This window comes from Georgenia satyanarayanai, assembly GCF_023715365.1.
GTDB lineage: Bacteria > Actinomycetota > Actinomycetes > Actinomycetales > Actinomycetaceae > Oceanitalea > Oceanitalea satyanarayanai_B.
In genome coordinates, this window is the sequence record NZ_JAMBNZ010000001.1 from 106,716 (window position 1) to 120,048 (window position 13,333).

Consider the following 13,333-nt stretch of genomic DNA (forward strand, 5'->3'; position numbering starts at 1 on the left):
ACCGCTCGACACAAGGAGCCCCCATGGCGAGTGCAGTCGCGCCCGTCGCGCCGCGCAGGCAGCGTGACCGTGGCCCTCTCATCCCCAAGACCAGCAGACGGACGTACTGGGTGTATCTCGTGCCCGGCCTGGCGCTGCTGACGGTCATCATCATCGTCCCGCTCGTGTGGAACGTGTACCTCACCTTCACCTCCTACCGCGGGATCCGGCCCCCCGAGTGGATCGGGCTGGAGAACTGGCGGCGACTGCTCGCCGACGAGACCTTCTGGACGTCCTTCGAGAACTCGCTCGCGATGATCGGCGCGATGGTCGTCGCGCCGACGCTCGTCGGGCTCGTGCTCGCCGCGATGCTCTTCGATCTCATCGGCAAGAAGTTCGGGGCGCGCGTGGCCAGCTTCCTACGCGCCACCTACTACCTGCCCCAGATCCTGCCCTCGGTCATCGCCGCCATCGTCATCGGCTGGATCCTGCGCCCGCAGGACGGCGCGCTCAACGACATCCTCGGCGGTCTCGGGCTGGAGAGCCTCCAGCACAACTGGCTCGGCAGCCCGGACACCGCGATGCCCAGCCTCATGGTCGTCCTCGTCTGGGTGCAGATCGGCTACCCCGTCGTCATCTTCATGGCGGCGCTGCAGCGCGTGGACCCCGAGCTGTACGAGGCCGCCGAGCTCGACGGCGCCGGCTGGTTCCAGCGCTTCCGCGCGATCACGATCGGGATGATCCGCCCCGAGGTCTTCGTCGTCGTCCTCACCTGCACGATCGCCGCGCTCAAGGTCTTCGGACCCGTCTACGCCCTCACCGGCGGCGGCCCGGGCACCTCGACGATCGTCCCCGCGTACTACGCCTACAGCCAGTTCTTCCAGGCCCAGCAGGTGGGCTACGGCGCGACGATCGCCACCGCACTCACCGCGGTCGTCGCCGTCGTCGCCGTCACCTTCGTCCTCCTGCAGACCCGCCTGGAGCGCCGAGAGGAAGCCCTGTGATGGCCACCGTCGACACGCTCGCGCCGAGGGAGCCGCGCACCCGGGGGCGGCGCACGCCTGCCACCCGCGGCCCGGGCTCGCGCCGCAGCGCCGGGGACTGGGCGGTGCTCGCCGTCGCCGTCGTCATCGGGCTGTTCATCGCCTTCCCCTTCCTCCTCATCCTCGTCAACTCCTTCAAGTCGCCCGCGGAGTACGCGTCGAGCGGGCCGCTCGCGCTGCCCACGGAGATCTACACCGACGGGATCGCGGCGTTCTGGGAGCGGGTGAACTTCCCCGAAAAGGTGTGGAACAGCGTCCTCATCTCCGGCACCGTCGCCGTGCTGGCGGTGCTCCTGTCGATGTTCAACGCCTTCGCGCTCGGCATTGGGCGCATCCGGGGACGCACGTGGATCGTCGTCCTCATCCTGCTCGCGAACATGCTGCCGCAGGAGGTGCTGCTCTACCCGCTGTACTTCATGTTCCGCGAGACCCCGCTGTACGACAACGTCTGGTCGGTCATCATCATCTTCACCGTCATCCAGACGGCTTTCGGCACCTACCTGCTGGCCTCGGTCTACAGCACCTTCCCCAAGGAGCTCCTCGAGGCGGCCTCGCTCGACGGCGCGGGACGCTGGCGCACCCTGTGGCGCGTGGTCTACCCGATCTCGCGGCCCACGCTCTCGGTGCTGCTCATCTTCTTCTTCATCTGGACGTGGAACGAGTTCCTCATCCCGCTGACCTTCCTCGTGTCCAACGCCAACCAGACGGTGCCGGTGGCCATCACCGTGCTCCAGGGCGACCGACTCATGGACGTGACGACGACGAGCGCCTCCGCGCTGCTCGGGCTCATCCCCACGCTCATCTTCTTCCTCATCTTCCAACGCACCCTCACCCGGGGCATCACCGCAGGAGCAGTCAAGTAATGAAGTTCACCGACGGGTTCTGGCACAACCGCCCCGGCGTCGACGCCCAGTACGCCGCCGAGGCCTACGACATCGCCGCCGGCACCTCTCCCGACGGCGACGCGCTCGTCGTTCACGCCCCCACCCGCGTCATCGCGGGCCGCGGCGACACGCTCAACCGGGCGCTGCTCACCGTGACCCTGTCCAGCCCGCTGGAGGGGGTGGTGCGGGTGCGGGTCGAGCACCACCGCGGCACCCTCGAGCGACACGGCTTCGACCTCGTCGGTGCGGAGACGGGCCACGGCCGCGTCCACGTCGACGACAACGGCGGGGCGCTCGAGACCGGGTCCCTCCGGGCGCACATCGCACCCGGTGCGCCGTGGAGCCTGTCGTTCAGCGACCGCGAGCGTGTGCTCACCACCTCGGGCCACAAGTCCGTCGGCTACGTGCGCCTGGCCGAGGGCGCCCCGGTGCCCGCCGAGCCCGCCGGCGTCGCCGGGGTGACGACCACGGGCCTGGCGCCCGCCGACACCTACGTCCACACCCAGCTCTCGCTGGACGTCGGCGAGCTGGTCTACGGGCTGGGCGAGCGCTTCGGGCCCTTCGTCAAGAACGGGCAGACCGTGGACGTGTGGAACGCCGACGGCGGGACATCGTCCGAGCTCGCGTACAAGAACGTGCCGTTCTACCTCACCAACCGGGGCTACGGCGTCCTCGTGAACCACCCCGAGCACGTGTCCTTCGAGGTGGGCAGCGAGGCCGTGGAGCAGGTGCAGTTCTCCGTGCCGGGCGAGCACCTGGAGTACCTCGTGTTCTCCGGCCCCACGCCGGCGGACGTGCTCCAGCGCTACACCCGGCTCACCGGCCGCCCGGCCCGCGTGCCGGCGTGGTCCTACGGGCTGTGGCTCTCGACGTCCTTCACCACCGACTACGACGAGGCCACCGTCAACCACTTCATCGACGGGATGGCTGAGCGGGACATCCCGCTCAGCGTCTTCCACTTCGACTGCTTCTGGATGCGCGAGTTCGACTGGACGAGCTTCGAGTGGGACCCGCGCACCTTCCCCGACCCCGAGGGGCTCCTCGCCCGCCTCCACGAGCGCGGCCTGCGGACCTCCGCCTGGGTCAACCCCTACATCGCCCAGCGCTCCCGGGCCTTCGACGAGGCGGCGGAGGCCGGGTACCTCGTGCGCCGTCCCGACGGCAGCGTCTGGCAGTGGGACATGTGGCAGGCCGGTATGGGGCTGGTCGACTTCACCAACCCCGCCGCCACCGCGTGGTTCCAGGACAAGATCCGCACGCTGCTCGGTCAGGGCATCGACGCGATCAAGACCGACTTCGGCGAGCGCATCCCGGTGGACGTCGTGTGGCACGACGGCTCGGACCCCTATCTCATGCACAACTGGTACGCCCAGCTGTACAACGAGGCCGTCTTCGAGGTCCTCGAGGAGGTCCGCGGGCGGGGTGAGGCCGTCGTCTTCGCCCGCTCGGCGACCACGGGCGGGCAGCGGCTGCCCGTGCACTGGGGCGGGGACAACTCCTCCTCCTTCCCGTCGATGGCGGAGTCCCTGCGCGGGGGCCTGTCGATGTCGATGTCCGGCTTCGGCTTCTGGAGCCACGACATCGGTGGCTTCGAGGGCAGCCCCGACCCGGCCGTGTTCAAGCGGTGGGTCGCCTTCGGCCTGCTGTCCTCCCACTCGCGCCTCCACGGCTCGCAGAACTACCGGGTGCCGTGGCTCTTCGACACCGGTGACGAGGCGCCGGGCCAGAGCGCGGTCGAGGTGACACGCCGCTTCGCGCGCCTCAAGGCCGAGCTCATGCCCTACCTCTTCCAGGCGGGCGTCGAGGCGCACGAGACGGGGCTGCCGGTCATGCGACCCATGCAGCTGGCCTTCCCCCACGACCCCGCGGTGGAGCACCTCGATCGCCAGTACCTCCTCGGCCCCGACCTCCTCGTCGCACCGGTGTTCTCCGCCGAGGGCGACGTCGAGTACTACCTCCCGCAGGGCCGCTGGACGAACCTCCTCACCGGGGAGGTCGCCGACGGCGGGGGGTGGCGCCGCGAGCGCCACGACTTCTCCTCCGTGCCCCTGTGGGTCCGCCCCGGCGCCTTGCTCGTCACGACGCCCGGCGCGGCGGAGACCGAGCGGGACTACACCGCCGGCGCCCTCGTCACCGTCTACCCCGGTGGCGGCGACCGCACCGTGCGCGTGACCAACCCGCTGGACGGGTCGGAGGTGCGCCTCGCCGTCGTCCACGACGACGACGGCGTGAGCGTCACCGCGACGCCGGCCACCGAGTTCAGAGCCCGCCTGGCGGGTGGCGATCCGGTGCCCGCGAGCGGCGGGACCGTCCGCCTGACGACGATGGGGGTGACCCGATGAGCGCGCTGCCCGAGGGCTTTGTCCTGGGCTCGGCCACGGCGTCCTACCAGGTGGAGGGCGCCGCCCGGGAGGACGGGCGCGGCCCGAGCATCTGGGACACCTACAGCCACACGCCGGGGCTGGTCTGGAACGGGGACACCGGGGACGTCGCCTGCGACCACTACGACCGCTACGAGCAGGACCTCGACATCATGGCCGAGCTCGGCCTGGACGCCTACCGCTTCTCCATCGCCTGGCCCCGCATCCAGCCCACCGGGCGCGGGGAGCCGAACCTGGCCGGCCTCGACTTCTACGACCGGCTCGTCGACGGCCTGCTCGAGCGCCGGATCCGGCCGGTGGCCACGCTCTACCACTGGGACCTGCCCCAGGCCCTGGAGGACGCCGGCGGCTGGCCGGCCCGGGACACCGCCCTGGCGTTCGCGGACTACGCGGCGATCGTCGGCCGGCGCCTCGGGGACCGCGTGGGCATGTGGACCACCCTCAACGAGCCGTGGTGCAGCGCGTACCTCGGCTACGCGTCCGGTGCTCACGCACCCGGGCGGCGGGAGCCCGCAGCGGCGCTCGCTGCCGTTCACCACCTCAACCTCGCCCACGGCCTGAGCCTGCAGGCGCTGCGCAGCGTCGTCACCGGAACCCCGGACTACTCCGCGACGCTCAACTTCCACGTCCTGCGCGGCGAGGACGACGCTGTGCGGCAGATCGACGGCCTGGCCAACCGGGTCTTCCTCCAGCCGATGCTCGAGGGCGGCTACCCGGAGGACGTCCTCGCGGACACCGCCGCGGTGAGCGACTGGTCCTTCGTGCGCGATGGGGACGTGGAGACGATCCGCCAGCCGATCGACGTCCTCGGCGTCAACTACTACTCCACGGCGCGGGTGCGCGTGTGGGACGGGGTGTCCGAGCGGCTCACGGCCGACGGCCACAAGGGCGTGGGTGCCTCGCCCTGGCCCGGAGCCGAGCGGGTGGAGTTCCCGCCGCAGCCCGGGCCGTACACGGAGATGGGCTGGAACATCGAGCCAGCCGGCCTCACCGAGCTGCTCCTGCGGCTGCACCGCGACCACGGCGTACCGCTCATGGTGACGGAGAACGGGGCGGCCTTTGCCGACGAGGTCGTGCCGGACCCCACGCGCCCGGGCGGGAAGGCGGTGCATGACGAGCAGCGCGTCGCCTACGTGCGCGACCACGTCGCCGCCGTGCTCGACGCCGCCGAGCAGGGCGCGGACGTGCGCGGGTACTTCGTGTGGTCGCTGCTCGACAACTTCGAGTGGGGCTACGGGTACTCCAAGCGCTTCGGGATCGTGCGGGTGGACTACGAGACCCAGGAGCGCATCCTCAAGGACAGCGCGCTGTGGTTCGCCGAGCTCGCCCGCACCCGGCGCCTCCCCTGAGAGCGGGGCCCGGCCGTCAGCGGGTGCGGACGAGGTAGTCGAGGGCCTCGGCGGCGCGCAGGACGCCGCCGAGGAAGATGGTGAGACCCACCGCCGCGACGAAGCACCCCAGGACCACGGCGCTCGCGTTCCCCGTCGTCTCGGCGTGGCCGATGTACATGAACAGCCCGTACGCAAGGAAGCCGACGCCGACGACGGTCACCGAGAGGCCGCCGACGAGGCGGGTCGCGCACGGGTCGGGTCTCCTCACCGTCGCCTCTGGTGTCGCCGTCGTCTCCTGCTGCACGTCGTCCATGTCTCCCCCTCCCGCGCACCGGGCGCCCTCGCCCTGCGCCCAGTGTGAGGGACGGCGCTGCTTCCCGTGGCGGCTTTGCGGCCTGGCAGACTGAGGCTCCACCCGTGAGGAGAGAGACCCGCATGACTGATGACCTGGCGCTGGCTGCGGACGTCCCCGTCGACCTCGACAACTGCGCGCGGGAGCCCATCCATGTGCCCGGGTCGGTCCAGCCGCGCGGTGTCCTGCTCGCCCTCCACGATGGGGCCGTCGTCCAGGCCTCGGCCACCACCGTCGAGCTTCTCGGCCGTCCCGTCGCCGACGTCCTGGGCCGCAGGCTGGAGGAGGTCGTCGGCGCGAACGCGGCCGCCGTCGTCGCCGCGCACGTCCAGCTGCCCGGTGACGTGCGCGACCGCAACCCGGTGCTCGTCCACCTGCCCGACGGCGGTGCCTGGGACGCGATCGTCCACCACCCGCCCGGCGCGGAGCAGCTGCTCGTCCTCGAGCTCGAGCCGGCCGAGGGGCCGCGGCCGCTCGCCTACGCCAACACCTTCCAGCTCGTCCGCGGCAGCCTGGGCGAGCTCAACCGGGCCCGTTCGCTCGAGGAGCTCTACGACGTCGCCGCCCGTGAGGTCCGCGACCTCACCGGCTTCGACCGCGTCATGGTCTACCGCTTCGACGCCGACTACAACGGCGAGGTCGTCGCCGAGGCCAAGCGCGCAGACCTCAACGCCTTCCACGGCCTGCACTACCCGGCCACGGACATCCCGGCCCAGGCGCGCGCGCTGTACGAGCTCAACTGGATCCGGCTCATCTCGGACATCGGCTACACCCCCAGCCCGCTGGTGCCCCAGCTCAACCCCGTCACCGGTGCCTCCCTGGACCTCACCTACGCGACGTTGCGCTCGGTGTCCCCGATCCACGTCGAGTACCTCCAGAACATGGGTGTGACGGCGTCGATGTCGATCTCGCTCCTCAAGGACGGCAGGCTGTGGGGGCTCATCGCCTGCCACCACTACTCCGGCCCGCACGCCCCCTCCTACGGCGCCCGCGCCGCCGCGGAGTTCCTCGGCTCGGTCCTCTCCCTGCGCCTCATCGCCCAGGTCGAGGAGGACCGGATCACCGCGGCGCGGCGGGTGGCGCACGACCTCGCGGGCCTCGTGGCGGCGAGCCGCGACGAGGACCTGCCGCTCACCGAGGCGCTCGTCCAGCAGCCCGCGCTCCTGTCGGTCATGGAGGCCGACGGCGTCGTCGTGCGCGCCCAGGGCCGCACCGCCCGGGTCGGGATCGAGCCGGACGACGCCGAGGCCGTGCTCCGCTGGGCCGCGGGCACCGGGGAGGAGATCGTCGCCACAGACTCCCTCGGCACCGCGGTGCCCGACAGCCCGTACGCCGGCGCCCTCGTCGTCAACCTCGCCGACGGCGACGCGATCGCCTGGCTGCGCCGCGAGGTCGCGACCGCCGTCGACTGGGGCGGCGACCCGCACAACAAGGCCATCGCCCGCCTCGAGGGTGACGAGGTCCGGCTGTCCCCGCGCAAGTCCTTCGAGCGGTGGCGCGAGGTCGTGCGCGGCTCGAGCCTGCCGTGGACCGAGGACCAGGTCGACACCGCCACCCTGCTGCGGCGCCACGCCGTCGAGGCGCTCTACCTGCGCGGACTGGCCGACAGCCGCGCCGCCGAGATCCTCCACCGCTCCTCACTTCCCACCTCGCTGCCCCGCGCCGCGGGCTGGTCGATCGACGCCCGCTACGCGCCGGGCGACGGCGGACGCGTGGGCGGGGACTGGTACGACGCGCTGTGCCTGCCGGACGGCCGGCTCGCGATCGCCGTCGGGGACGTCGCCGGGCACGGCATGCCGGCCGCCTCCGTCATGGGGCAGATGCGCAACGGGCTGCGGGCGCTGCTCGTCCGCGAGAGCTCGGCGGCCGCCGCGACGCTCGGCCTCGACACGCTCGCGAAGCGGACGATGGCCGGGGAGATGGCCACGCTGCTCCTCGCCGTCGTCGACACCGTGACGGGCCGGGTGGAGTACGTGCGCGCCGGGCACCTGCCCCCGCTCCTCCTGGGTGCGGACGGCAGCGCCTCCTGGCACACCGACCCCGGCACCCTACCCATCGGCTACGGCCGCGGGGAGCCGGCCACCGAGGTCGTCGAGATCCCGCACGGCGGCGGCATCGTCCTGTTCACCGACGGCCTCGTGGAGCGGCGCGGACAGCCTCTGCCCGAAGGGCTGGAGCGCCTGCGCCACGCCTTCAGCGGGCCGGCCGCCGAGGACCTCGATGCCCTCATCACAGCTGTCCGCGACCCGCACTCGGACGACGACGCGACCGCCGTCGTCCTGCGCCGCAGCTGACCGGTCCGCCGGCCGGGTCTCCCCCGGCCCGCGGTCCGCGGTCAGACGGTGGCCGGGGCGGGGGTCAGCGCGTCGGTGAGGAGCGCGACGAGCATCTCCACCTGGACGTCCGCGACGACCTCCTCGTCCGAGCCGTCCAGGGCCCTGGCCGCGAGGCCCGCCTTGGACCCGATGAGCTCGGCGATGCGGGTATCGAGGGTCTGGGCCGCGATGATCCGCCACGCCGTCACAGGCTCGGGCTGGCCGATGCGGTGGACGCGGTCGATCGCCTGGGTCTGCTCGGCGTCGGTCCACGAGAGCTCGGCGAGCACGAGGTTGGACGCGACCTGGAGGTTGAGGCCCACGCCCGCCGCGGTGAGCGAGCAGACCGCGACCGAGACCTCGGGGTCGTTCGTGAACGCGTCGATGTTGCGCTGCCGGGCCGTGGAGGTCTGGTCACCGCGGATCGAGGCGAAGCGGATGCCGCGCTGGGTGAAGAGCTCCTCCGCGGCGTCCATGACGTCGATGTGCTTGGCGAAGAACACGACCTTGCCGACGTTGCGCGCCAGCTGGGCGGCGTAGTCCGCCGCGGCCCCGCCCTTGGCCGAGCCGAGCTTGCGCATCATCGTGAAGACGTTGTCCTCGGACTTCTTGTCCGAGGTCTTCGTCGTCTCCCACACGGCGACCTGCCGGACGAGCTCGTGGTCGATGCCCTCGACGACGTTCTCCCCGTGCCGCACCTCCAGCGCCTTCTGGTAGCGGGTGACGAGGCGGCGGGCCAGGGCCCGCTCGGCGTCGCGGATCGAGCGGCCCGCGGCGTCGTCGAGCTCGACGAAGACGTCGGCGATGCGGCGGGCGGGCAGGTCGGCGGCGACGTCGATCTTGCGCCGCCGCACGATGCCCTGCTCGATGACGGCGCTGCGGGCGGCGGCGTAGAAGCCGCGGTCCGAGGGCACCAGGCCGGTCTCCTCGAGCGCCTCCATGAGGTCCCCGAGCGGCTTCTCCTCGTCGATCCAGCCGAGGAGCTGCCAGATGGCGGTGAAGTCCTCGATGTCGTTGATGAGCGGGGTGCCGGTCAGCGCCATGAGGAGGGGGGCCCACGGGCGCGAGCGCAGCTGCTCGGACAGGTGCAGGACGTGCTGGGAGCGCTGGGACTTCTTGTTCTTGATGAAGTGCGCCTCGTCGACGACCATCCCGCGCACGCCGAGCTCGAGGCTCCCGAGCCAGCCGACGTGCCGCTCGAGGATCTCGTAGTTGATGACGATGATGTCGGCGAACGCGTCGATGTCCTCGCCGTCGCCGTGGACGACCGTGGCGCGGTGGGCGGGCGTCCAGCGCTCCGCCTCGCGCGCCCAGTTCGTCTTGACGACGTTGGGCACGACGACGAGGAGCGGGTAGGCGTCGGCGGCCTGCGCGGCGAGCAGCGCCTGCGCGGTCTTGCCCAGGCCCGGCTCGTCGGCGAGCAGGAAGGTGCGGTGGCCCTCGGCGGCGGCCTCGACGAGGCGGGACTGGTGGGGCATGAGCTTGAGCCCGGGGGGCACGCGGGTGCCGTTCGGCTCGGGCAGCGTCATGCAGGCGGCCTCGCCGCCGTACTCGAAGGAGCGCAGCAGCGGCTCGATGAGCTCCCAGCCGGCCAGCCTGCGCGGACGGGCAGGCGGCTTGCGCACGGCGTCGTAGTCCGGCTCGAGGAAGGGGTTGGCCATCTGGCGGGAGACGACGGCCTGGGGGACGACCTGGCGCTGCTCGACGGCGGAGGGCTCGCGGGCCTCCTCGGCCTCGGGCTCCTCCTCCTCCGGGACGTCGAAGCCGGCGTCGAGGAGCATCTCGCGGCGCAGCTCGCGGGCCTCGGGCGAGACGACGGCCTCGTCGGCGATGAGCGCGAGGAGGCGGGGGTCGCGGGCGGCGGTGACAGCGAGGATGGTGGCGATGCCGTCGAGGCGCTTGAGCTCCTCGCCGCGGCGGGCCTCGTTCAGCGTCGTGTCCGCCTTGAGGCGAGCCCGTTCCTCACGCACGAGCAGCGCGATGGCCTGGAACTTCGTGCGGGTGGAGGGCACCACCCGCTCGCGCGTGACCGCGCCCTCGACCTCGCGGACGGCGCGGGCGAGCACCGGGATGATCCCGCTGTTGTCCTGGTGCTTGCGCTTCTGCGTGCTGCGCGGGGCAGTACGGCGAGCGCCCGACGGGCGCTGGGCTCCTCGAGCCACTGACTCCTCCTCCGGAGTGACGACACACATCGCGGCGGGACGGCCCACGCGCAGCACCCGGGGCGACGGACGTCAGATGGTCCAGTCTCGCCGAGAGTCTTGCTGCAGCAGGTCCGCCACCGGAACAACCCGGTCGGCTGACCACCGCGACGCCCTCACCCTACCCCTGGACCGCGGCCGTGCCGCGCCCATTCGGCGTGGGCGATCTCACGCCCCGCGGTGGGCGACGTCGACGGCGTGCGCCCAGCGCACGACGTCGTCGGGGATCTCCGGCGAGGCGAGCGCGGCGCCGGCGAGGTGCGCGACGACCTGCGGCGCGGCCACCCGCTCCCCCGAGCCGCGGGTGAGGAAGCGCCCGGCGACGACGCCGCGTGCGCAGCGCTCACCGCGCCGGGTGAAGACCTGCTCGAGGTAGACGACCCGCTCGTCCCAGCCGACGACGCGCGTGGTGATCTGCACCCGATCTCCCAGCCGCAGGGAGCGGCGGTAGGTCATCGTCGACGCCGCGACGACCGGGTACCAGCGCTTCTCGTTCAGGCGCGGGAAGCCGCCGAGGTCGGCGATGTAGTTGCTGCGGGCCACGTCCATCATCTGCAGGTAGGTGCCGTTGTTGACGTGGAGGTAGAGGTCCAGGTCGGTGGGCAGCACCCGCAGGGTGGTGGTCGACGGCGCGAGGACGTCGAGCCCGATGGAGCGGCGCGGCTTGACGGTGGCCAGGAGCAGGTGGAGCTGGCGGGACATGCCCGCACGGTACACACCGTCACAGGGTGCTGATCAGCGGCTCCACGGTCGACAGGATGGTGGCGACGGCGTGTGCGTCCGCCGGTGTGCCCGTTGCCTCGAGCTCGGCGAGCTCCAGGCCGGCGACCTGCTCGGGCCGCACGGCCCCGAGGATCGCGCCGACCTCTCCCGGGAGCAGGCCGCCGGGCACCCGGTAGGCCGCGGGGACCGCGCCCGGCTCCAGGACGTCCCAGTCGATGTGGATCCACACCTCGCGGTCCCCGACGACCTCCCGCACCCGCTCGGGGGTGCTCGCGCTGGGGTCCAGCACCCGCACCCCGTGCACGTCGAGGAGCTCCTGCTCGGCGTCGTCGATGTCGCGGCCGCCGACGACGACGACGTTGCGCGGGTCGAGCCCGGCGCCGTGGCCGCTGTCCCACAGCCCGCACCCGGCCGCGACGACCATGCCGCCGAGGTACCCGGACCACGTCGTGGCGGGGGTGTTGAAGTCGCCGTGCGCGTCGATCCACAGGACGACGGCGCCCGGGTGGTGCTGTGCGACCAGGGGCAGGGTGGCGAGGCTGGCCGCGCAGGTGTTGGCCACCATGACCGGGGTGCGGCCGGCCGCGAGGCTCCCCGCCACTGCAGCCTGCAGGCCGGTGAGCGTGGTGGCCGCGGCGGGCAGCGCCTCGCTCCAGTCGTCGGTGCGCGCCGCGGAGGGCTCCCCGACCACCCGGAGCGCGCGGCCGGTCCGCTCGGCGAGGGCCTGCGCGGTGAGCATGGCGCCGGGGATCGCACCGGCGGTGCGGTCCGCGACCCGGCCCTGGGACACGACGAGATCGATCAACGCAAGCGCTCCTGGGGACGGCGGCGGGACGCCTGCAGGGTAGGTGCGAACGGCTCGACGGTGACTCCTTATCTCACGGCCCACGCTGCCGATCGTCCGGGTGATGCGGCCGCGCAACCGGTGCTCGGCCGTGCCCTCCAGGAAGGTCGCCCTGTCCGACGCCCGCACGTTCCTCCGTGCCCACAAGACCGGCGTCGGCGTCGCCGCTGCCGCCCTTCTCGTCGTCGGCGGTGCCGCCGTGGCCGGCAGCCCGGAGACGGCGACGACGGTCGCGGCAGTCGTCGACGGCGAGACGATCGACGTCCTCGTCGACGGCGAGGAGCAGCGCGTGCGCCTGCTCAACGTCGCCATCTCCGAGGAGTGCCTGCGCGAGGAGGCCACCGCCTTCCTCACCGAGCGTCTCCCGGCCGGCACCGAGGTGGACCTCGAGCTCGACGAGGAGCACCACGACGAGGCCGGCCGCCTGCTCGCCGGTGTCCTTGAGGAGGGCTCGCTCGTCAACGAGGAGATTGCGCGGGCCGGACTGGGCGTCGCCGTCGTCGAGGAGCCCAACCGGCGCTTCTACGACGCAGTGCTCACCGCTCAGCAGGCCGCCGAGGTCGAGGGCCTGGGCCTGTCCTCCGAGACGGTCGAGTGCACGGTGCCCGCCCAGGTGCTGGCCTACGGCGAGCAGGTGACGGAGCTGGAGGCCGCCGTCGGGGCCGGCACGATCGCCGAGCTCGACGGCTGGTCCGCCGAGGCGGCCGCTGCTGCCGCCACCGGCGCCGTCCTCGCGACGCTGCTCGACGGCGACGACACGGCCTTCCCGCTCGTCGCCTACACCGGTGAGCACTGGACGCTGCGCGAGGACGTCGAGGAGTGGACCGCGCGCCTCGTCGCCGTCGAGGAGACCATCACGACCGAGCGGGCCGCCGAGGAGGAGCGCCTCGAGCGCGAGGAGGCGGAGCGGCGTGCGGCGGAGGAGGCCGAACGTCGGGCCGCGGAGGACGCCGAGCGCCGGGCCGCCGAGGAGGCGGCACGGGAGGCCGAGGAGGCAGCCCGCGCGGAGGAGGCCGCCCGCGCCGAGCAGGAGGCCGAGCGCGCCGCGGAGGCCGAGGAGACGTCGTCGGGGTCCGGCGGGAACGCCTACTACAAGAACTGCACGGCGGCCCGCGACGCCGGCGCCGCGCCCGTCTATGCGGGCCAGCCCGGCTACGGCAGCCACCTCGACCGCGACGGTGACGGCGTGGGCTGCGAGTAGGTGACCGGCCCGGCCAACCGCCTCACGGCGAGTGGCCGCTCGAAGCGGCTCGTGTTGGAGCCCGGGGGTGTGAAATCGG

At 72.6% G+C, this 13,333-nt stretch carries 10 protein-coding genes; 6 read left to right on the forward strand and 4 right to left on the reverse strand.

Annotation, left to right across the window (positions count from 1 at the left end):
- Nucleotides 1-23: 23 nt before the first annotated feature.
- From M3148_RS00495 to M3148_RS00510, 4 genes are read left to right on the forward strand one after another with little or no spacing between them, the layout of a single operon-like run.
- A complete protein-coding gene (locus tag M3148_RS00495; protein ID WP_251302690.1) occupies nucleotides 24-983 on the forward strand; it encodes a carbohydrate ABC transporter permease in 960 nt (319 codons plus the stop codon).
- Complete coding sequence (locus tag M3148_RS00500; protein ID WP_251302691.1) at nucleotides 983-1,885, forward strand: carbohydrate ABC transporter permease; 903 nt, start codon at nucleotides 983-985, stop codon at nucleotides 1,883-1,885. Before M3148_RS00495 ends, M3148_RS00500 begins: the two co-directional genes overlap by 1 nt.
- Complete coding sequence (yicI, locus tag M3148_RS00505; protein ID WP_251302692.1) at nucleotides 1,885-4,248, forward strand: alpha-xylosidase; 2,364 nt, start codon at nucleotides 1,885-1,887, stop codon at nucleotides 4,246-4,248. The genes M3148_RS00500 and yicI overlap by 1 nt, the downstream gene beginning before the upstream one ends.
- On the forward strand, nucleotides 4,245-5,636 hold the full coding sequence (locus M3148_RS00510; RefSeq protein ID WP_251302693.1) for a GH1 family beta-glucosidase: 1,392 nt from the start codon (nucleotides 4,245-4,247) through the stop codon (nucleotides 5,634-5,636). Before yicI ends, M3148_RS00510 begins: the two co-directional genes overlap by 4 nt.
- 16 nt (nucleotides 5,637-5,652) lie before the next feature.
- Here the strand turns inward: M3148_RS00510 and M3148_RS00515 are convergent, their stop codons facing one another.
- The gene (locus M3148_RS00515) at nucleotides 5,653-5,931 is read right to left on the reverse strand and encodes a hypothetical protein (RefSeq protein WP_251302694.1); all 279 of its coding nucleotides are present in this window, start codon (nucleotides 5,929-5,931) and stop codon (nucleotides 5,653-5,655) included.
- A gap of 122 nt (nucleotides 5,932-6,053) precedes the next feature.
- On the opposite strand from M3148_RS00515, the gene M3148_RS00520 reads away from it, so the two are divergent.
- Nucleotides 6,054-8,264, forward strand: a complete 2,211-nt coding sequence (locus tag M3148_RS00520; protein ID WP_251302695.1) for a SpoIIE family protein phosphatase — start codon at nucleotides 6,054-6,056, stop codon at nucleotides 8,262-8,264.
- 41 nt (nucleotides 8,265-8,305) lie between these two features.
- On the opposite strand, the gene M3148_RS00525 is transcribed toward M3148_RS00520, so the two are convergent.
- The 3 genes from M3148_RS00525 to M3148_RS00535 all read right to left on the reverse strand — a co-directional run bounded on the left by M3148_RS00525 (nucleotide 8,306) and on the right by M3148_RS00535 (nucleotide 12,014).
- A complete protein-coding gene (locus tag M3148_RS00525) occupies nucleotides 8,306-10,447 on the reverse strand; it encodes a DEAD/DEAH box helicase (protein ID WP_251302696.1) in 2,142 nt (713 codons plus the stop codon).
- A 207-nt stretch (nucleotides 10,448-10,654) separates the two neighbouring features.
- On the reverse strand, nucleotides 10,655-11,188 hold the full coding sequence (locus M3148_RS00530) for an acyl-CoA thioesterase (protein WP_251302697.1): 534 nt from the start codon (nucleotides 11,186-11,188) through the stop codon (nucleotides 10,655-10,657).
- A 19-nt stretch (nucleotides 11,189-11,207) separates the two neighbouring features.
- A complete protein-coding gene (locus M3148_RS00535) occupies nucleotides 11,208-12,014 on the reverse strand; it encodes an arginase family protein (protein ID WP_251302698.1) in 807 nt (268 codons plus the stop codon).
- Between the two features lie 130 nt (nucleotides 12,015-12,144).
- Here M3148_RS00535 and M3148_RS00540 point away from each other — a divergent pair, with 130 nt between their 5' ends.
- On the forward strand, nucleotides 12,145-13,254 hold the full coding sequence (locus tag M3148_RS00540) for an excalibur calcium-binding domain-containing protein (protein WP_251302699.1): 1,110 nt from the start codon (nucleotides 12,145-12,147) through the stop codon (nucleotides 13,252-13,254).
- Nucleotides 13,255-13,333 lie beyond the last annotated feature (79 nt).

What these genes read in the sequence shown, in the direction of transcription:
- M3148_RS00500 (WP_251302691.1), top strand. Translation starts at nt 983, where the DNA reads ATGGCCACCGTCGACACGCTCGCGCCGAGGGAGCCGCGCACCCGGGGG.
- M3148_RS00520 (WP_251302695.1), top strand. Translation starts at nt 6,054, where the DNA reads ATGACTGATGACCTGGCGCTGGCTGCGGACGTCCCCGTCGACCTCGAC.
- M3148_RS00530 (WP_251302697.1), bottom strand. Translation starts at nt 11,188, where the DNA reads ATGTCCCGCCAGCTCCACCTGCTCCTGGCCACCGTCAAGCCGCGCCGC.
- M3148_RS00515 (WP_251302694.1), bottom strand. Translation starts at nt 5,931, where the DNA reads ATGGACGACGTGCAGCAGGAGACGACGGCGACACCAGAGGCGACGGTG.
- M3148_RS00510 (WP_251302693.1), top strand. Translation starts at nt 4,245, where the DNA reads ATGAGCGCGCTGCCCGAGGGCTTTGTCCTGGGCTCGGCCACGGCGTCC.
- M3148_RS00495 (WP_251302690.1), top strand. Translation starts at nt 24, where the DNA reads ATGGCGAGTGCAGTCGCGCCCGTCGCGCCGCGCAGGCAGCGTGACCGT.
- yicI (WP_251302692.1), top strand. Translation starts at nt 1,885, where the DNA reads ATGAAGTTCACCGACGGGTTCTGGCACAACCGCCCCGGCGTCGACGCC.